This window comes from Kitasatospora sp. NPDC089797 (assembly GCF_040684795.1).
Classification (GTDB): Bacteria; Actinomycetota; Actinomycetes; order Streptomycetales; family Streptomycetaceae; genus Kitasatospora.
In genome coordinates this window covers 144,877-161,292 of sequence record NZ_JBFBGS010000018.1, presented here as the reverse complement: position 1 = coordinate 161,292, position 16,416 = coordinate 144,877, and the positions used below count along the sequence as shown (strand labels likewise).

19 protein-coding genes are annotated in these 16,416 nt (G+C 73.4%); 10 read left to right on the top strand and 9 right to left on the bottom strand.

All coding sequences use genetic code 11. From position 1 onward, the window contains the following. Positions 1 to 261: 261 nt before the first annotated feature. The 4 genes from AB0O91_RS17000 to AB0O91_RS16985 all read left to right on the top strand — a co-directional run bounded on the left by AB0O91_RS17000 (position 262) and on the right by AB0O91_RS16985 (position 4,127). Positions 262 to 1,260: a pentalenene synthase gene (locus tag AB0O91_RS17000; RefSeq protein ID WP_363433212.1), complete on the top strand. Its 999-nt coding sequence runs from the start codon at positions 262 to 264 to the stop codon at positions 1,258 to 1,260. Between the two features lie 184 nt (positions 1,261 to 1,444). Beyond that, positions 1,445 to 2,665, top strand: coding sequence for an RNA-guided endonuclease TnpB family protein (locus AB0O91_RS16995; protein ID WP_363433209.1), 1,221 nt, complete (start codon positions 1,445 to 1,447; stop codon positions 2,663 to 2,665). Between the two features lie 84 nt (positions 2,666 to 2,749). Beyond that, the gene (locus tag AB0O91_RS16990) at positions 2,750 to 3,271 is read left to right on the top strand and encodes a hypothetical protein (RefSeq protein WP_363433207.1); all 522 of its coding nucleotides are present in this window, start codon (positions 2,750 to 2,752) and stop codon (positions 3,269 to 3,271) included. A gap of 223 nt (positions 3,272 to 3,494) precedes the next feature. Then, on the top strand, positions 3,495 to 4,127 hold the full coding sequence (locus tag AB0O91_RS16985) for a DUF1707 domain-containing protein (protein ID WP_363433204.1): 633 nt from the start codon (positions 3,495 to 3,497) through the stop codon (positions 4,125 to 4,127). Between the two features lie 45 nt (positions 4,128 to 4,172). On the opposite strand, the gene AB0O91_RS16980 is transcribed toward AB0O91_RS16985, so the two are convergent. Next, a complete protein-coding gene (locus AB0O91_RS16980; RefSeq protein ID WP_363433202.1) occupies positions 4,173 to 4,871 on the bottom strand; it encodes an SDR family oxidoreductase in 699 nt (232 codons plus the stop codon). A gap of 255 nt (positions 4,872 to 5,126) precedes the next feature. Between AB0O91_RS16980 and AB0O91_RS16975 the strand changes: the two genes are divergently transcribed. Next, positions 5,127 to 5,747, top strand: a complete 621-nt coding sequence (locus AB0O91_RS16975; protein ID WP_363433199.1) for a hypothetical protein — start codon at positions 5,127 to 5,129, stop codon at positions 5,745 to 5,747. Between the two features lie 143 nt (positions 5,748 to 5,890). Here AB0O91_RS16975 and AB0O91_RS16970 read toward each other — a convergent pair whose 3' ends face one another. After that, positions 5,891 to 7,195 carry a hypothetical protein gene (locus tag AB0O91_RS16970; RefSeq protein WP_363433197.1) on the bottom strand — a complete coding sequence of 435 codons (1,305 nt, stop codon included), beginning with the start codon at positions 7,193 to 7,195 and terminating at the stop codon, positions 5,891 to 5,893. A 369-nt stretch (positions 7,196 to 7,564) separates the two neighbouring features. On the opposite strand from AB0O91_RS16970, the gene AB0O91_RS16965 reads away from it, so the two are divergent. Both AB0O91_RS16965 and gcvH read left to right on the top strand, forming a co-directional pair. Beyond that, positions 7,565 to 8,221 carry a DUF2306 domain-containing protein gene (locus AB0O91_RS16965; protein ID WP_363433194.1) on the top strand — a complete coding sequence of 219 codons (657 nt, stop codon included), beginning with the start codon at positions 7,565 to 7,567 and terminating at the stop codon, positions 8,219 to 8,221. A 56-nt stretch (positions 8,222 to 8,277) separates the two neighbouring features. Further along, entirely contained in the window at positions 8,278 to 8,673 is a 396-nt protein-coding gene (gcvH, locus tag AB0O91_RS16960; protein WP_363433192.1) for a glycine cleavage system protein GcvH, read from the top strand. Between the two features lie 47 nt (positions 8,674 to 8,720). Here the strand turns inward: gcvH and AB0O91_RS16955 are convergent, their stop codons facing one another. Both AB0O91_RS16955 and AB0O91_RS16950 read right to left on the bottom strand, forming a co-directional pair. Continuing rightward, a complete protein-coding gene (locus tag AB0O91_RS16955) occupies positions 8,721 to 9,749 on the bottom strand; it encodes a terpene synthase (protein WP_363433189.1) in 1,029 nt (342 codons plus the stop codon). Between the two features lie 100 nt (positions 9,750 to 9,849). Then, a complete protein-coding gene (locus AB0O91_RS16950; protein WP_363433186.1) occupies positions 9,850 to 10,278 on the bottom strand; it encodes a VOC family protein in 429 nt (142 codons plus the stop codon). Positions 10,279 to 10,367: 89 nt separating this feature from the next. Between AB0O91_RS16950 and AB0O91_RS16945 the strand changes: the two genes are divergently transcribed. Continuing rightward, positions 10,368 to 10,898 carry a YrhB domain-containing protein gene (locus tag AB0O91_RS16945; RefSeq protein ID WP_363433183.1) on the top strand — a complete coding sequence of 177 codons (531 nt, stop codon included), beginning with the start codon at positions 10,368 to 10,370 and terminating at the stop codon, positions 10,896 to 10,898. Positions 10,899 to 10,924: 26 nt separating this feature from the next. Here the strand turns inward: AB0O91_RS16945 and AB0O91_RS16940 are convergent, their stop codons facing one another. The 5 genes from AB0O91_RS16940 to AB0O91_RS16920 form a co-directional block, all read right to left on the bottom strand. Next, positions 10,925 to 11,881, bottom strand: a complete 957-nt coding sequence (locus AB0O91_RS16940) for an SDR family NAD(P)-dependent oxidoreductase (protein ID WP_363433180.1) — start codon at positions 11,879 to 11,881, stop codon at positions 10,925 to 10,927. A 132-nt stretch (positions 11,882 to 12,013) separates the two neighbouring features. Next, positions 12,014 to 12,535, bottom strand: coding sequence for a hypothetical protein (locus tag AB0O91_RS16935; RefSeq protein ID WP_363433178.1), 522 nt, complete (start codon positions 12,533 to 12,535; stop codon positions 12,014 to 12,016). Between the two features lie 214 nt (positions 12,536 to 12,749). Then, positions 12,750 to 13,052, bottom strand: coding sequence for a hypothetical protein (locus AB0O91_RS16930; protein ID WP_363433175.1), 303 nt, complete (start codon positions 13,050 to 13,052; stop codon positions 12,750 to 12,752). Between the two features lie 156 nt (positions 13,053 to 13,208). Then, entirely contained in the window at positions 13,209 to 13,604 is a 396-nt protein-coding gene (locus tag AB0O91_RS16925) for a nuclear transport factor 2 family protein (protein WP_363433172.1), read from the bottom strand. A 119-nt stretch (positions 13,605 to 13,723) separates the two neighbouring features. After that, the gene (locus AB0O91_RS16920) at positions 13,724 to 14,449 is read right to left on the bottom strand and encodes a class I SAM-dependent methyltransferase (protein ID WP_363433169.1); all 726 of its coding nucleotides are present in this window, start codon (positions 14,447 to 14,449) and stop codon (positions 13,724 to 13,726) included. A gap of 146 nt (positions 14,450 to 14,595) precedes the next feature. On the opposite strand from AB0O91_RS16920, the gene AB0O91_RS16915 reads away from it, so the two are divergent. Then, the gene (locus AB0O91_RS16915) at positions 14,596 to 14,880 is read left to right on the top strand and encodes a hypothetical protein (protein ID WP_363433167.1); all 285 of its coding nucleotides are present in this window, start codon (positions 14,596 to 14,598) and stop codon (positions 14,878 to 14,880) included. Positions 14,881 to 15,055: 175 nt separating this feature from the next. Then, positions 15,056 to 16,198, top strand: coding sequence for a Fic family protein (locus tag AB0O91_RS16910; RefSeq protein ID WP_363433164.1), 1,143 nt, complete (start codon positions 15,056 to 15,058; stop codon positions 16,196 to 16,198). Positions 16,199 to 16,416: the final 218 nt, after the last annotated feature.

Genomic DNA, 16,416 nt, shown 5'->3' with positions numbered 1-16,416 from the left:
TGATCCCCCTTTACTGGGGTGGTGGTGCCTGCTTTCCCCCGGTTGCTCGCAGGACCGGCGCGGGCGCCCCCCCCCCTGGCGGGGGGCGCGGGGCCCGGATCCTGCGGGCGCGTACCAGGACGGAGCGGGCGTCGCGCCGTGCGCCGGTGGTGCTCCCCTTGCGCTCTGGTGCGGACGGTGCGGTTCGACAACGCTGGGGCCGGACCGTGTACATGACGGTCCCGGAGTCGACCCCGGACCGTTCAGGAGTGCGAAAGGCCTATGCCCCAGGACATCGAGTTCACGGTGCCCATCGAGAGTCGGGTCAGCCCCGAGCTGGACCGGGCCCGACAGCGCCACCTCGCCTGGGCGCGGTCCTGCGGCCTGGTCCGCAGCGACGAGGCGCTGCGCCGCTACGCGTTCTCCCGGGTGGCCGACAGCGCCGCCCACGGCTTCCCGGACGCCGTCGGCGAGGACCTGGACCTCTGCTTCGACCTGCTCGGCTGGTTCTTCCTCTTCGACGACCAGTTCGACGCCCGGGACGGGCGTACGGACGACGCGATCGCCGTCTGCCAGGACCTGGTGGACCTGCTGCGCTGGCCGAAGTCGGCGGCGACGAACGCGCCGCCCGTCGTGGCCGCCTTCGCGGACTGCTGGCGGCGGATGAGCCGCGGCGGGTCCGAGCAGTGGCGCCGGCGCACCGTCCACGACTGGGTCGACTACCTGGCCGGCTGGCCCACCAAGCTCGCCGACCGGGCGCACGGCGTCCTGCCCGACCCGGCCGCGCACCTGCGCGCCCGCCGCCGCACGATCGGGGTCCGCCCGCTGCTCGCCCTGGCCGAGCGGGTCGGGCACTACGAAGTCCCGCTGCTGGCCTGGCACTCCACCCACCTGGAGGGCATGCGGATCGCGGCCTGCGACGCGATCATCGCCATGAACGAGATCCACTCGCTGGAGAAGGACCGGGCCGGCGGCTACCCCAACCTCGTCCTGAGCCTGGTCCGCCACTGCGGCCTCCCGCCCGCCGAGGCCCTGGAGCGGGTGCGCGAGACCGCCCACCGCTCCGTCGGGTCCTTCCTCGAACTGCGCGCCGGACTCCCGCAGTTGGAACAGGCGCTCGGCGCCGGCCCGATGCCCGAACTCGCCCGCTACGCCGACGCCCACGCCGCCTGGATCCGCGGCTACCACGACTGGGGGCAGGCCGCCCCGCGCTACACCGCCACCGGGGACCACCCGGGCGACCTCGGCCTGGAGAACCTGGTGGCCCGCCGGCCGAACTGACGTCACCGCGGCCGAGGACCTCCCCCTATCATCAGATGCCTCCGTGGATACCCCCGGCTTCAGCCGGGGGAGGAAACGGATCTCCTGCGGAGCAGGGCAACGGGCTGCGTTTCGCCGTCAGGCGGACCGCAGTGCTCTGACCGGCAGATTTAATCTTTACAAGTTGCCGCACTAGGTTGTGAGCATGACCATGAACCACGTGAAGCGGGCGTTCAAGTACCGCTTCTACCCGACGGATGCGCAGGCGGCCGAGCTGTCGCGCACCTTCGGGTGCGTGCGGAAGGTCTACAACATGGCGTTGCAGGCCCGCACGGAGGCATGGGTGCTGCGCCAGGAGCGGATCAACTACAACGCCACCTCGGCGATGCTCACGGCATGGAAGAAGTCCGAGGAGCTGGCCTACCTGTCCGAGGTGTCGTCGGTTCCGTTGCAGCAGTCCTTGCGGCACTTGCAGGGAGCGTTCACCAACTTCTTCGCGAAGCGGGCGAAGTACCCCACGTTCAAGTCGAAGCGGAAGTCGCGCCGGTCTGCCGAGTACACCAGCTCTGCGTTCCGGTTCCACGACGGTCGGCTCACGCTGGCGAAGATGGCCGCTCCGCTGGACATCGTGTGGTCCAGGCCGCTGCCGGACGGCGCGATGCCGTCCACGGTGACCGTGTCGCAGGACGCGGCCGGTCGCTGGTTCGTCTCCCTGCTGTGCGAGGACCGTCCGGTGATGGCCACGCCGGTCAACAACGCGGTGGGTGTCGACGCCGGCATCACGAGCCTGGTGACGCTCTCCACCGGAGAGAAGATCAGCAACCCCGAGCACGAGCGAAAGGACCGCCGGCGCCTCGCCAGGGCCCAGCGGGATCTCGCCCGCAAGGCGAAGGGCTCCAACAACCGGGCGAAGGCCCGGATCAAGGTCGGCCGGGTGTATGCCCGGATCGCGGACCGGCGCACGGACTTCCTGCACCAGCTCACCACTCGACTCGTTCGTGAGAACCAAACGATCGTGATCGAGGACCTGACCGTCCGCAACATGCTCAAGAACCGCACGCTGGCCCGCGCCGTATCCGATGCGTCGTGGTCCGAACTGCGGAGCATGCTGGAGTACAAGGCCCACTGGTACGGCCGCGAGCTGATCGCCATCGACCGGTGGTTCCCCAGCTCCAAGCTGTGCTCCGCCTGTGGCAGCTTGCAGGGCAGGATGCCGCTCAACGTCCGCGAATGGACGTGTACCTGCGGGACGGCCCACGATCGGGACGTCAACGCGGCACGCAACATCCTGGCCGCCGGACTGGCGGCAGCAGCCTGTGGAGACGGTATAAGACCTCAACGGAGCACTCCGGGCGGGCAGTCGTCGGTGAAGCAGGAAGTAGTCCCACCGCCGCGCTCACGCGCAGCGGCTCAGCCGCGAGGCTGAGGGGAATCCCCCTCCTTTAGGAGGGGGAGGAAGTCAAGGGCGCGCTCCACACAGCATGATCACCAATCCCCGGGGGGACCCCACATGACCGCTACCGTCGTCGTGCACGCCGAGCCGCCGCTGACCGGCCTGGTGAGGGGCTCGTTCGGCGTGGTGATCGACGGCGTGCGGGCCGGCAGGGTCAGGCAGGGCGCCCTCGCCCGCTTCCCGGTGCCGCCCGGGACCCACACTGTCCGGGTCACCACCTGGGATCCCAGCCGCTCCAACACCGTCACCGTGGAGGTCGCCGAGGGCCGGGAGGTGCTGGTCGCCGGCCGGGGCACCGGGCTCGGATTCGCCCTCCTGGTCCCGCCGTTGGCCGTGGTCGCGGTGGACTGGTCCTACGTGATCGCGGCCCTGCTGGTGATGCTCGCGGTGTTCGCCGCCGTGCCCGGCCTGCTGTTCCGCCTGCGGGCCGTCGGCGACTCCGCCCTCCCCGAGGCCGACCCCGCGGACCCGGCCGACCCGGCCGCACCCGCGGGGCCCGCCGACGGCGAGCAGGGCGGCGGCGCCCTGTGGTGGGAGTCGGACCCGGCCCTGGCCAAGCGCTTCCGCAAGGACGCCTGACACCTGACGGTCCACCACCACCGGGGCACCCGAACGCCTCCGACCAGCCGCACACGAACCTGCCGCCGCGTTCCGGCCGACCCGGGAACCCGCGCCCGCGCCGCCCTCCCGGGCCTGGCGGGAAGCATGTAACGCGATATACCCTATCGCGATATAGCGTAAGTTGATGTTCGTGCCGCCGACCCGGCGCGCACGCACCTCCGTAGAGCTCAGGACGGGACACATGCCTGGAGAGATCGCGCCCGCCGGGAGCCGCTCCGGCAACGGCGGCCCGCTGCCCGCGCTGCGCGCCTCGCACGCGGACCGCGACCGGGTGGTCGCCGCCCTGGGCGTGGCGGCGGGCGACGGCCGGCTGACCGCCGAGGAACTGGACGAACGGGTGGAGGCCGCCCTGAGCGCCCGCACCCTCGGCGACCTGACCGACATCACCGCCGACCTGCCCCCCGTCTCGGTCTCCACCACCGGCGTGGTGGCCGAGGGCCGGGACGTCCTGCGGATCGAGCAGAAGTTCACCAGGACCGAACGGGTCGGCAGCTGGGTCCTGCCGCGCCGCCTGGAACTCCACGCCGAGTGGTGCAACGTCACGCTGGACTTCACCCAGGCCGTCATCACCCACGACACCCTGGAGGTCGACGTCGACATGCAGGGCGGCCACCTGACGCTGATCGTCGGCCCGGGCATCGTCGTCGACCCCTACGGCCTGGCCCTGGAGTTCAGCAAGATCAAGGGCCACCGGAACCCGGACCCGCACGCACCGACCCGGCTGCGCATCGAACTGGTCGGCCGCAAGAGCTTCGGCCGCCTCACCGTGCGCCACCCCCGCCGCCGACTGCTGGGCCGCTCCGGCGCGGCCTGAGCCGGGCGGCGCGCCGGGGCCGAACCCCCGGCGCCCCGCGCCCGGTCAGCCGATCTGGCCGGAGGGCCGTACGACGAGCTGGTTCACGTCCACGCCCTCGGGCTGCTCGACGGCGAACACGATCACGGCGGCGATCTGCTCGGGGGTCAGCGCCGGAGAGGCCTGGGGCGTGCCGCCGCGCTCGTCCCAGAACGGGGTGTCCACCACGCCCGGCGCGACCAGCGTGACGCCGACGCGGTCCCCGGCGACCAGCTGCCGGACGTTCTCGACCAGCGCGTGCGCGGCCCACTTGGTGACGGAGTACAGGTTCCCGGGCGTGTTCCGCAGGCCCGCGACCGAACCGACGACCACGATCCGGCCCCTGGACCCGCGCAGGTGCGGCAGCGTCTCGCGCACCAGCAGCGCCGGGCCGAGGACGTTCGTCAGGACCATGGCGCGCATCGCCTGCGGGTCGTGGTCCTCCAGGCTGCCGGGCAGCGAGTAGCCGGCGTTGGCGATCACCGTGTCCAGCCGGCCCCACCGGTCGACGACCCGGCCCACGGCCGACGCGACGTCGTTCTCGTCGGCGGCGTCACCGGCGATCGTCAGCAGCCGCTCCCCGGCGTCGACGGAGGCGGCGAAGGCGGCCAGGCGGCCGGCGTCGCGGCCGGTGACCGCCACCAGGGCCCCCCGCTCCAGCAGGGCCCGGGCCGTGGCCGCACCGATGCCGCTCGAACCGCCGGTGATCAACGTGACGCGTTCCATGGGCCCCGATGCTACTACGGATGATCATCCGGCCCACGAACTCCCGCCCGGCACCAGCGCCTTCGGCACCGTCCCGCCGCCCCGCCGCCCCGCCGCCCCGCCGCCCCGCCGCCCCGCCGCCCCGCCGCCCCGGCGTCCCGGCCGCCCCGCCGCCGGCCGTCGTCCCGCGCCTCCCCCGCGCGGGGGAGGGCCCTCCCGACCGGTCCGCCGCGCAGACGATGCCCGCCCACCGCGCCGACTGCGATCCTCCACCGCATGAGCACCCCCGCAGCGGCGACGACCCCCCGACGGCTGCGTGCCGCCTGGCACGCGGCGCACGCGCCCGTACCCGGCGTACCGCGGTGGGCGCGGATCGCCGCCCACGCCGTCCCGTTCACCGCGCTGCCGGCCGGCGCCTGGCGGATCGCGGTGGTGGTCTGCCACGTCCCCCTCGACGGCGGCGCCGTGCGCGACAGCGGGAGCCTGCCGTCCTGGCTGCCGATCGAGGCCTACGTGCTGGTGCTGTCGCTGGTCTCCGAACTGCTGGCCTTCACGGCCGTCGGCCTGGTCGCCGGCTGGGGGGAGGTCTTCCCGCGCTGGCTGCCCCTGCTGCGCGGTCGGCGCGTGCCGGTACCGGTCGCGGTGGTCCCCGCCGCCCTCGGCGCGACCGTCCTGACGCTCCTGTGGACGGCGGTCCTGGTCGTCTTCACCACGCGGCGCACCCTCCAGGGCCGCCCGCTCTCCCCGGACAACCCGCTGGCGGCGCACGACTGGCACGCCGCCGTCCTGGCCGCCTGCTACGGCCCGCTGCTGCTGTGGGGGCCGCTGCTGGCGGCGGTCACGGTCGCCTACTGGCGCCGCCGCAGGCCGGCCCGTGCCGGGGGCCCGCGACCCTGACGGGGTGCGCCGGAGGCAGTCCCGCCGGGGCCTCTTCCACCGAGGCCTTTTCCACCGGGGCCGTCAACCGCCCTCCACCGCAGGGGAGCAGGGCCCGTGGAGCGGGAAGTCGGCCGGTCCGACCTCCCACTCCACGCACGGGCTCAGAGCCGGTCGAGCAGCCAGTTCGCCAGGACCGGGGAGACGGCGCTGTGCCCGGTGTTCTCGGTGTCGAAGACGACCTCGCCCAGGTGGAAGTCGTCGGGGTCCCGGTCGAGGAGGTTCTCCTCCGGGTCGACGTCCCAGGCCACCGGGTCGTACTTGAGCGCGGAGGCGCTGACCGACGGGACGAAGGCGCCGCTGCGGAACTCCTCGCCGATCTCGGCCTTCAGCGCGTCCGCGACCAGGCCGAAGGACTCCAGGGTGCCGCCGGGCACCCCGTCCAGGGCCGGGACCTCGGTGGTGGTGGAGCGGCGCAGCTCCCCGAGGATGTGCATGCCGCCGATCGGCTGCTTGCTGCCCAGGTCGGGCTGGAAGCGGGCGGTGGCGCTGGCGGTGTTGAACGCGGCCTTCCAGTCGAAGGCGATCCCGCCGGCCGGCAGCGGGCGGCCGACGCCGTCGCCGCGCCCGTTGGCCAGGCCGAGCAGCCGGGGGCGCCGCGGGAAGTTCCGCAGGCCGGCGAGCTCGTCGACGAACTCGGTGCGCAGCGGGCTGGCGGTGGCGACCTCGCCCGCGTACTTGGCGTCCGGCACCCAGGCCCAGAGCAGTTGCTGGGCGGCCTCGCTGCGGATCAGGTCGGCCTGGGAGGGCTTGCCGGGCTCGCCGGGCGCGAGGGTCTCGAAGAAGTACGCCATCTGCTGGAGGATCAGCGGGATCCAGGCGCCGTTGTGCGGGGAGTCCCAGGACAGGTAGGTGTCGGTCTGGTGGTCGAAGCCCTCGTCCTCCAGCTTGGCGAGCGCGTAGCGGGTGACGATGCCGCCCATGCTGACGCCGCCGACGGTGAGCCGGGCGTCGCCGAGGCGTTCGTCGATGGCCCGCTCGATCGCCTTGGTGGCGACCTCGGCGTTGTGCTGGATGCGGGTGTGGCGCTCCTCGAAGCCGATCAGGACGATGTCGTAGCCGCGGGCGAGGAGTTGGTCGAACAGGCCCGGAGTGCCGTCCTGGTACGGGGTGTTGAAGTGCTCGAAGAGGGCGGGCAGGTCGCTCCTGCCGTAGTTGAAGCCGTCGGCGAACAGGAGCGGCTTCTCCAGGTGGGTGCGGCCGTCGGCGTAGTGGACGGCCGCCTCGCCGCTCGCGTGCTCGCCGACCAGGTCCCAGGTGGTGGCGGCCGCGCGGTGGCCGGGGGAGCCGGGCCGGGTGGCGAAGAGGACGTCGCGGGAGACGGCGGCCGCGAGGTCGGCGCGCCGGGCGGCGTCGGGCTCCGCACCGGCGGCGCCGAGGGAGGTGGAGACGTCGATACGGGGTGCCACAGCCATGGGGTACCGCCCTCGGTCGGGGTCGAATGTGTCATCGACCGTACGGGGACGGTCACTTGGCGCACCACGCGAAGACCGGTACTGCCCGAAGGTGACCGCAGCGGACCGTTCCGGACCACAAAGCCGCCGGCCCGCCCCGGGCCCGCCGGACGCGGGGTCCCTGCGGGAGTGGAGGCAGGGCCCCGGAGCGCACTGCGGCGCGCTCCAGGGCCGATCGGGGGGATATCCTCATGGCGCCGACCACGGGGAATCTGCATATACCTTCAACTTCCTTTTGTCGCAAGGGACATGAGGGTCATCTCGGGGTCGGTCTCAGGGTTCGCCCGGATGCCCGCGCCCGGCGGGGCGGCCGACACTCGGGCCATGCGCAACCTCACTCGGACCGGCTGGGCCGTCATGACGGTGCTCTCGGCACTCGTCGTCCTCATCTCCTCCAGGTACGTGACCTTCGATCCGGACACCTTCTCCGGCAACCAGCGCGCCACCTACCTGGCCCACGAACTCCCGCTCTACATCCACATCTTCGGCGCGATCACCGCCCTGGCACTCGGGCCCTGGCAGTTCTCCGCCCGGCTGCGCCGGCGCTCGCCGCGCTGGCACCGCCGGATCGGCCGGGCCTACCTGCTGGGCTGCCTGGTCGGCGGGATCGGCGCGCTGCTGCTGGCGCCGATCGCCTACGGGGGCCCGGTCGCCCGGCTCGGGTTCGCCGGCCTCGGGGTGGCCTGGCTGATCGCCGGCGGCACCGGGCTGCGGATGATCCTGCACCGCCGGGTGGAGGACCACCGGCGCTGGATGATCCGCAGCTTCGCGCTCACCTTCGCCGCCGTCACGCTGCGGCTGATGCTGATGGTCGCCCAGGCGGCGCACCTGGACTTCCGCGTCTCGTACATGGCGATCGCCTGGCTGTGCTGGGTGCCCAACCTCCTGCTGGCCTGGTGGTTCACCCGTGCCCGCCCCGCCCGGCAGGCCGACCGCTCGCCCGTGCGGGTGAAGGTCACGCCGGGCGGCCGCCAGATGTAGCAGGCTTCCCCTCGAACTGACGAACCGTCAGCGATCCTCGTCCTGCGGAGAGTTCCATGGCCTACCCGAAAGACTTCAAGTACACCAAGGACCACGAGTGGGTGCAGCCCACCGGCAAGAGCAGGGCACGCGTGGGCATCACCGAGTACGCCCAGAACCAGCTCGGGGACATCGTCTTCGTCGAACTGCCCAAGGTGGGCGCCGCGTTCGAGGTGGGCCGGCCGTTCGGCACGGTGGAGTCCGTCAAGTCGGTCAGCGAGCTCTACGCCCCGGTCTCCGGGAAGGTCGCGGCGGTCAACGAGGAGCTGAACGACGCGCCCGAGGACATCAACCATGATCCGCACGGCGACGGCTGGATGGTCGAGGTCGACCTCGCCGAGCCCGCCGAGCTGGACGCCCTGCTCACGGCCGCCCAGTACGAGGCGTACCTGAAGGAGGAGTCGGCGGGGTAGCCGGAGCGTGGACGGCCCGGCCTCGTGGGGGAGGCCCGGCCGTCCGGTCACCGTCCCGCCGCGGAGAAGGCGTAGACCGCCGAGGTGCCCAGGCCGCTGGGCTTGCCGAAGGCCCCGGCCGCCGCCGACCCGCCGAAGCGGCCGGTCAGTTCGTGCCAGCGGTAGGAGCCCGCCAGCGCCCCCTGCAACGCCCGGGTGAACGGCGCGGCCCCGGCCGGGACGGCGGCCGGACCGCCGGCCAGGGTCTCGACCCGGGCGGTGAGCAGGTCGTCGATCAGGGCGGAGGCCTCGCCCCGGCCCAGTCCGAGCGCCAGCCGGGCGACCTCCACGCCGTTGTTGCCGACGGTGCCCTCGGTGACCTCCCGGTCGTAGGACACGATGTCGTTGTGCAGGCTGACGGCGTCCACGAACGCGTCGACGGCGGTGCGCAGGCCCCGGTCGCGCAGCAGCTCCGGGCGCAGCTCGCCCAGCCCGTGCTCCATCAGGATCGCGGTGAACTGGAGGCCGCCGAAGTCCCGCCGTGCGCCGAGGTATTCGATCAGGTCGGTGACGGCGTCGTCGACGTGCTCCAGCTCCCACAGCACCCCCTCCAGGAAGCGCCGCACACTGGCGGTGAACCGTTCGCGCCACAGCGGGCTCATGGTGGCGGCGGTGTCGGTCCACAGGTCGGCGAAGGCCCGCTCGACCGGGTTGTCCGGGATCAGCGGGCGCGGCAGCCCGTCCAGCGGCAGGAACTGCATCAGGCGCTCCACCTTGGCGCCGGCCGAGGCCCGGTCGTGGCCGCGGCGGTAGAGCGGGAGGAAGAGGTCGTCGACGAACCACAGGGCGACGTGCCAGTCCGTCACCGCCTCCAGCTCCCGGGCGTCGGCGTCCGGGTGGGTGAGGGCGATGAACAGCGGGAAGTCCGCCCGCTCGAACGTCTCCTCGCTCCAGCGCTCGGGCCACTTCAGGTACTCGGCGTCGAACATGCCCATCCGGCGGGCCCAGTCCCGGGTGTGGGCGCGGGCCCGCTCCAGGTGCGGGTTGAGGCGGGCTTCGAAGGGCATGTGGAACTGCGGCTGCGGTCGGGATTCCATGATCGGTCGACTTCCCCTCGCGGATGTCGATGATGCCGGAGATCACGTCCGACTTCCCTGCGGGGCAGGGAAGTTCAGGTGTTCGATTGCGGGTGGCGGCTCAGTCGACGCAGAACTCGTTGCCCTCGACGTCCTGCATCGAGATGCAGGAGTCCGTGCCGTCGTACAGCACCTGCACCCGCACCGCGCCGAGCGCCTCCAGCCGGGTGGCCTCCGCTTCGAGCACGGCGAGGCGCTCCTCACCGACCAGCCCGGTGCCGACCCGCACGTCCAGATGCAGCCGGTTCTTGGCGGTCTTGCCCTCGGGGACGCGCTGGATGTAGATCCGCGGGCCCTCGCCCGAGGGGTCGGTGAGGGCGAACCAGGAGTCCCGCTTCTCCTCGGGCTCGGACAGCCGGTACTCCTCCCAGCTGTCGAACCCCTTCGGCGGCGGCGCGGTGTACCCCAGCACCTCGCACCAGAAGCGGCCGAGCCGCTCGGGCTGCGCGGCGTCGAAGGTGACTTGGAACTTCCTGATCACGGCAGACATGGTGCGCCACCGTAGCAGGGGGAGCGCGGGCGCTCACCCCAATATTTCCGCGCGGCCGCCCGCCCGCCCGCGCGGCGGAGGACGGCGGCGTGATCACGAAGGAACGCGCTGTCGAGCTGGTCGAGTCGGTACCGGCCGAGGAGCGGCTGACCTGGGAGCCGCCGGTCCCCGAACTCGCCGTGTGCGGTGGGGAGGGGGACGGGGTGGGCTGGATCGTCTTCTGGGACACCGTGCTGTACCTCCGCACCCGCGACGCGCGGCACCGCCTCGCGGGCCACGGCCCCTACCTGGTGGACCGGTACGACGGCAGCGTCCACGACATCGCCCCCTTGCTGTGGCCGGACGGCGGCTGGGAGGAGCTCTACCTGCGCCAGGTCAAGGGCGTCCGGGCTCCCGACCCGCTGGCCGCCGCCGTCCGCGAACTCGCCGGCTCCGCCGGGGCCGTGGCCGCGATGCGGCACGTGCGCGCGCAGGCCCCGCGCCTGGACGTGCGGCAGGCGCGGGACTACGTCACGATCGTGCGCGACGGCGCCGAACCGCCGCCGGAACTCGCGGACCTCACCCGGGAGCAGAGGTGGCCGCCGGGCTCGATCGAGACGCTGCGCGGGCCGGTGCGCTGACCAGGGTTTGGGCCGGGGAGACGGGTTCAGAACTGCGGCTGGTGGCCCGTCAGTTCGCAGCTGGCCTCCCACAGCCAGGCCGCGGTGGCCGGGTCGGCCAGGTGCTCCCAGAGCGGTTCGGGCCGCGGTTCGCCGCGCAGCCCGAACACCCGGGGGCTCCACAGCACCGGGCCGCCGCGCACCCCCGGGTCCAGCACCGCCCGGACGGCGGGCCGGGCGGCGGCGTCCTTGCCCTGGACGACCAGGCCCAGCGGGAGGTGGCCGAGCCGCTCGCCGGTGCCGGGGGTGTGCAGCGGCGGGCGGGCGGGTGTGAGGGCGTCCAGCGCGCCGCCGGGGTGGACCAGCACGCTCAGGCTCGCGCTGCCGGCGGCGCGCAGCCGGCGGTCGAGTTCGACGGCGAAGAGCATCTGGGCCAGCTTGGAGCGGGCGTAGGCGCGCTTGGGCTTGTAGTCGCGGGCGCTCTGCAGGTCGGCGAGGTCCAGGCGCTCGGACTTCGCGGCGAAGCTGCCGGTGGTGACGATCCGGCTGCCGGGGGTGGCCCGCAGCAGCGGGGCCAGGTGGGCGGTCAGGGCGAAGTGGCCCAGGTGGTTGGTGGCGAACATCAGCTCGTGGCCGTCGGGGCCCGTGCGGCGCGGCGGGTGGTCGAGCGCGATGCCCGCGTTGAGGACCACCGCGTCCAGGCGCTCCAGCCCGAGCCGCCCGAGCCCCTGCGGGGCCGTGCCGACGGAGGCCGGGTCGGCCAGGTCCAGGGGCAAGTGCCGCAGCCGGGCGCCGGGCACCCGCGCGCCGATCGAGGCGATCGCGGCCTGGGCCTTCGCGCGGTCGCGGCTGCCGAGCACCACCGTGGCCCCGGTGCCGGCCAGCTGCTCGGCGGCGAAGTAGCCGATGCCCGCGTTGCCGCCGGTGACCAGGACGGTCCTCCCGTCGGCGCGGGGCAGCCGGTGGACGTCCCACGGCGGGCTCTGGAGTGCGGAGTTCGGCACGGGGTGGCTCCCTGGGTGTGCGTGGTGCGGGTGTGTTCTCTGCCCCGAGGGTCCCGTGGGTCGCTCACGCCCCACCGGCAGCCTGCTGTCCCCGCTGTCGGCCCACTGTCACCTTCGCCTGCACCTTCGCCGTCACGGGGCCTCGTCGACCAGCCAGTCCGCGGAGACCGTGGCGCCGCCGGGCTGGGCGCCGAGCCACCCGGAGTCGGTCGGCGTCAGGTAGAGGTCGTTGTCGTTGAGCTCCGAGGCCGAGCGGACCCGGGAGCGGTCGCCGCCGTCCGGGATGCTCCACGCGGACTCGGTGGTGCCGCACTGTCCGTAGCGGATGCTCCAGTTGTCGCCGATGGCCACGCAGCCCCAGGCGTTCTTCTCCGGGTCGAACACCGCCACGTTCACCGCCGTCACGTCGGCTGCCGCCCCGCCGCCCGGCGCCCCCTGCGGCCGCAGCTGCCAGCGCTGCTCGGGCCCGGGCTCGCACGGCTCCAGCCGCACCTGGGCGGTGCCGAAGGTGTGGTGCAGGCAGGTGCCGGTGAGGGCGTTGCGCAGCGAGTACGCCGCCGGCTCCGCGGCGACGCCGCGCGGGGCGGGCGGGAGCAGGAGCGGCAACAGCAGCAGGGCGGCCGCGGCCGCCCTGCGCCAGGGGCGAACGGGCATGGAAGGGCTCTCCGTTGCGGCCCTGTGGGGGAGGGGCGGGATCATCGGTGGTCGGGTACAGCGATCAACGAGTCACGCCGGGCCGGGAAACGAGGCACCGGACCCTGGCACGGGAAAGCGCGGGAAGTCGGCCCGTCCGACGTCCCGCGCTGTGCGGTGGCGGGGCCGGGCGCCGCGCCGACGCCCGGCCGGGATCACCCCGGAGGGGGGTGCGCTACTGCCGGCGCGGGGGCACGAACGGCTTCGGGGCGAGGCGGCAGGCCTCGGCCGCGAGACCGGCGGAGACGTAGTCGTGCTCCATGATCCCGGTGCACTCCTGGAACGCCTCCTCGGTGCCGGCCGCGCCGATCCTGCAGGCGTCCTTGACGGCCTGCCAGTCGGGCACCTTGGTGTAGTACGCGACATGGGCGAAGCACGCCTCCGGGGTCGCGTGCGCGGCCGGGGCCAGGGCCACGGCGCCGCCGAGGGCGAGTGCGAGGGTGCAGCCGGCGGCGGCCGCTCGTCGTACCAGCTCCATGGTCGGGAAATCCTCTCAGCAGGACGGGAGTTGACGGCCGGGCGCAGGCATCCTTCGCCCACGAACCCGACCGCTCGCCCATGCCTACCGGAAGGGGTGCCAGCCCCGCCCGGGCGCCGCGCCGACGCCCGGGCGACACCACTCCGAAGAGGACGCCTACAGCACCTCGGCCGGGTCGGCGTGGGCGTGCATCCGCACCACCAGGCCGTCGCGGACGGTGAACACGTCGGCCGCCGTGATGTCCAGCGGCTCACCGTCGGTCAGCACCCCGTGCACGTGGTGGACGATCACGACCTCCCCGCCGCGCCGGTACGCGGTGCGCTCGGAGTGGAGCTCGCGCCACATCGCGTACGCGGCGCTCAGGTACGCGTGCACGGCGTCCCGGCCCCGGTGCGCACCGCCGTTGGGGAACTCCTCGGGCTCGACCCAGTCCACGTCGGGGTCCAGGTCGGCGACGGCGGCGTCGATGTCGCCCCGGGCGTACGCGGTGTAGGCGGCGAGCACCAGGGCGACGTCGGGGTCGGTGGGGTCCGCGGGAGAGGTGGTGGTCATGGGCGGGACCGTATCCCGGGCGTCCGCGCCGGACGGCGCTCGTTCGCGGCGCCGGTGAAGCGCGCCGCAACGCCCGGCGCGAACCCGGGTGCGGGGGCCGCGGCGTGCGCCCCCGGCGGTCACGGCCGCCGGGCCAGGAACACCAGCTCCCGCCCCGGCCGGTCCGGCGCCCCGCGCACCTCCTCCAGGGCGAAGCCCCCCTCGGCGAGGTCCCGCTCCACCTCCGCCCGCGACCGGAAGCGCAGCGTCGAATCCGAGGTCAGCACCTGCCCGTCCGCGAACACGTACGTCTGGCGGAACGTCACCAGCGGTTCTTCCACCGCCACCAGCTCCGTCCACCGCTCCACCGGCCCGACCCCGGGCACCTGGGTCACCCGGTGGGTGCGCTCGCGGGTCCACTCCTCCCAGCCCCGGGCCGCCGGGTCGCGGGTCTCGAAGACCAGCAGCCCGCCCGGGCGCAGCGCCTGCCGGGCGCCCCGCAGGGTGCGCCGCCAGGCGTCCGGGTCGGCGATCGCCTGCGCCACGTTGGCCGTCATCGTCGCCAGGTCGGCGTCCAGCGGCGGGAGTTCGTCCGCCTGGCCGCAGATCCAGCGCACCGCCTCGCCGCCCGGCTTGGCGCGGGCCACCTCGATCGAGGCCGCGGCCGGATCCACCCCCACCACCTCGATCCCGAGCCCGGCCAGCAGCAGCGCGAACACCCCGGTGCCGCAGCCGATGTCCAGCGCCCGGCGTGCCCCGCGCTCCCGGGCCAGCTCCAGGTAGGCGTCCAGGTCGGGGCGGTCGGGGTCGAGCGGGTCGTAGACCGAGGCCAGCCGCGGATGCCCGTAACACTCGTCGACAGTCATGTCCGACAGCCTAGGGCGCCCAACTCCTGTTGTTCCGTCGCCGGTTCGGGCGATTGCGGTATCCGGGCCGGCACCGCCACGATCCCTCCCGTACGCAGCAGCGCCGCCGTGCGGCGGCGCGTGCCCCTCGACCGGGAGGAACCCCCATGCGCCGCCGGATCTTCGCCACCGTCCTGCTCGCCGCCGCCGGCCTGTTCGCCCTCGCCGTCCCCGCCCAGGCGGCCACCGGGGTGCTGGTGGTCAACGGCGTGCCGCACGAGAACCCGCAGCGCGGCTGCTACCCGGCCTCCCGCTCGCCGGTCTCCGTGGAGAACTTCACCGACGTGACCGTCCTGGTGCACGCGGCGGCCGACTGCCGGGGCCCGGTGACGGCCCAGGTCGAACCCGGGCAGTCCGCGACCGCCGTCGGCGGGAGCTACTTCGTCTTCTGAGCCCGGCCCGCTCTGCCGACGGCGAAGGCCCGCCCCGCCGGGCCCGGCCGTCGCCTACCGTCCCCTCCCATGGACGCCGTCACCACCCGCACGGTCGAGTACCCCGCCGACGGCCTCACCATGGCCCCGTGTCGGCAGCATAGATTGAATGATAGGAGCTGGGTATCATTGATTCATGCTATATGAGACGCCCCGCCTCGAGTCCGTCGACCACCAGGTCCTGGAGCAGATCAACTCCATGCGGGACCAGCTGAGGTACGCGGTCCAGCAGGCCCCGATGAAGTGGACGCTCGACCTGCGCAAGGCCCTCACGGCCAGTGCCATCGCGGCCTCGAACACCATCGAGGGCTACCGGGTCGACGCGAGGGACGTCGCCGACCTGATGGACGGCGAGCGCGAGGTCGAGGCCAGCGACGAGAACAAGACGGAGACCCTGGCCTACCAGCAGGCCATGACCTACATCCAGTCCCTCCACGACGCCGTCGACTTCCGCTACAGCAAGGAACTGCTCAACGCCCTGCACTGGATGCTCCAGGGCCACCACCACCCGCTCAAGACCGCCGGCCAGTGGCGCAGGACGGCCGTCCGGATCACCGCCCCCGGCGACGAGCTCGCCACGGACTACGAGGGACCGGACCACGAACTGCTGCCCGCTCTGACGGGTGAGCTCGTCGACTGGCTCAACGAGGGCGACCTCGACAGCCACGTCCTCGTGCGGGCCGCGATGGCGCACCTCAACCTGGTGAAGATCCACCCCTGGTCGGACGGCAACGGCCGGATGTCCCGCTCCCTGCAGACCCTCCTGATCGCCCGGGGCGGAGTCCTCGCCCCCGAGTTCTCCTCGATCGAGGAGTGGCTGGGCATGCCCGGTAACACCTGGGAGTACTACAAGGTGCTGCGCGAGGTCGGCGGCCCCGTCTGGTCGCCCCAGCGGGACACCCTGCCGTGGATCAAGTTCAACCTCCTCGCCTACCACCAGCAGACCCAGCGGGTCCAGCGCCGCGTCGACCGGTCCAACGACTGCTGGACGCAGCTCATCGAGGCGGCCGACCGGTACGGGATCACCGAGCGCCAGACGACCGCCCTGCACGAGGTCGCGATGGTGGGGCGGGTGCGCCGCTCGCGCTACGAGAAGGCCGAAGCGATCAACACCCAGCAGGCGACGAGGGACCTGCAGGCCCTGACCAAGGCGGAGTTGCTGACAGCGGTGGGGCAGACCAAGGGCCGTCACTACATCGCCGGGCCCCGCTTCCCGCAGGAGGTCCTGGAGACCGCCCAGCGGCACCACACCATCGTCAACCCGTACAGCGCCACGTAGCAGGCGGTTCGCGATCGGCACGGAGGCCGGCCCCGGTCGGGGCCGGCCTTCTCGGCTTCAGCGCCAGGTGTCGAGGTATGCCGGCGTGCGGTGACCAGGGTGCACGCGGCGGCCGACTGCCGGGGACCGGTGACGGCCGAGGTCGAGCCCGGGCAGTCCGCGACCGCCGTCGGCGGGAGCTACTTCGTGGCCTGAGCCCGGCCCGCTCTGCCGACGGC

Bases quoted from the DNA above. Each gene is read 5' to 3' on its own strand.
- AB0O91_RS16935 (WP_363433178.1), bottom strand. From the start codon at position 12,535: ATGCCCGTTCGCCCCTGGCGCAGGGCGGCCGCGGCCGCCCTGCTGCTG.
- AB0O91_RS17000 (WP_363433212.1), top strand. From the start codon at position 262: ATGCCCCAGGACATCGAGTTCACGGTGCCCATCGAGAGTCGGGTCAGC.
- AB0O91_RS16925 (WP_363433172.1), bottom strand. From the start codon at position 13,604: ATGACCACCACCTCTCCCGCGGACCCCACCGACCCCGACGTCGCCCTG.
- gcvH (WP_363433192.1), top strand. From the start codon at position 8,278: ATGGCCTACCCGAAAGACTTCAAGTACACCAAGGACCACGAGTGGGTG.
- AB0O91_RS16980 (WP_363433202.1), bottom strand. From the start codon at position 4,871: ATGGAACGCGTCACGTTGATCACCGGCGGTTCGAGCGGCATCGGTGCG.
- AB0O91_RS16920 (WP_363433169.1), bottom strand. From the start codon at position 14,449: ATGACTGTCGACGAGTGTTACGGGCATCCGCGGCTGGCCTCGGTCTAC.
- AB0O91_RS16930 (WP_363433175.1), bottom strand. From the start codon at position 13,052: ATGGAGCTGGTACGACGAGCGGCCGCCGCCGGCTGCACCCTCGCACTC.
- AB0O91_RS16995 (WP_363433209.1), top strand. From the start codon at position 1,445: ATGACCATGAACCACGTGAAGCGGGCGTTCAAGTACCGCTTCTACCCG.
- AB0O91_RS16915 (WP_363433167.1), top strand. From the start codon at position 14,596: ATGCGCCGCCGGATCTTCGCCACCGTCCTGCTCGCCGCCGCCGGCCTG.
- AB0O91_RS16990 (WP_363433207.1), top strand. From the start codon at position 2,750: ATGACCGCTACCGTCGTCGTGCACGCCGAGCCGCCGCTGACCGGCCTG.
- AB0O91_RS16965 (WP_363433194.1), top strand. From the start codon at position 7,565: ATGCGCAACCTCACTCGGACCGGCTGGGCCGTCATGACGGTGCTCTCG.
- AB0O91_RS16975 (WP_363433199.1), top strand. From the start codon at position 5,127: ATGAGCACCCCCGCAGCGGCGACGACCCCCCGACGGCTGCGTGCCGCC.
- AB0O91_RS16985 (WP_363433204.1), top strand. From the start codon at position 3,495: ATGCCTGGAGAGATCGCGCCCGCCGGGAGCCGCTCCGGCAACGGCGGC.
- AB0O91_RS16955 (WP_363433189.1), bottom strand. From the start codon at position 9,749: ATGGAATCCCGACCGCAGCCGCAGTTCCACATGCCCTTCGAAGCCCGC.
- AB0O91_RS16950 (WP_363433186.1), bottom strand. From the start codon at position 10,278: ATGTCTGCCGTGATCAGGAAGTTCCAAGTCACCTTCGACGCCGCGCAG.
- AB0O91_RS16910 (WP_363433164.1), top strand. From the start codon at position 15,056: ATGCTATATGAGACGCCCCGCCTCGAGTCCGTCGACCACCAGGTCCTG.